General features: G+C 51.6%; 2 tRNA genes. Both read right to left on the reverse strand.

The window, feature by feature from the left end:
- Window positions 1–111 precede the first annotated feature (111 nt).
- Window positions 112–188: transfer RNA gene (locus LDK53_RS17425), tRNA-Arg, on the reverse strand.
- A 29-nt stretch (window positions 189–217) separates the two neighbouring features.
- A tRNA-Arg gene (locus LDK53_RS17430) sits at window positions 218–294 on the reverse strand.
- Between the last annotated feature and the right edge of the window lie 76 nt (window positions 295–370).

The following is a 370-nucleotide window of genomic DNA, read 5'->3' on the forward strand; positions in this document are numbered from 1 at the left end:
CCGCTCGGTTCGTAGCCGAGTACTCTATCCAGCTGAGCTACGGATGCATCGGGATTTACTACTGTACTGCTCGATATTCATATCACTTCTAAAGCAATATGAAGTAATAGATGGTGCATCCGGGAGGATTCGAACCTCCGACCGCTCGGTTCGTAGCCGAGTACTCTATCCAGCTGAGCTACGGATGCATCAGGGAACTGCTTTCAGAAATAGTAAATGGTGCATCCGGGAGGATTCGAACCTCCGACCGCTCGGTTCGTAGCCGAGTACTCTATCCAGCTGAGCTACGGATGCATCGGGGAAATGCTTTTAGAAACAGTAAATGGTGCATCCGGGAGGATTCGAACCTCCGACCGCTCGGTTCGTAGCC

Origin of the sequence: Enterobacter sp. K16B, assembly GCF_020216105.1 — a bacterium.
Classification (GTDB): domain Bacteria; phylum Pseudomonadota; class Gammaproteobacteria; order Enterobacterales; family Enterobacteriaceae; genus Enterobacter; species Enterobacter sichuanensis.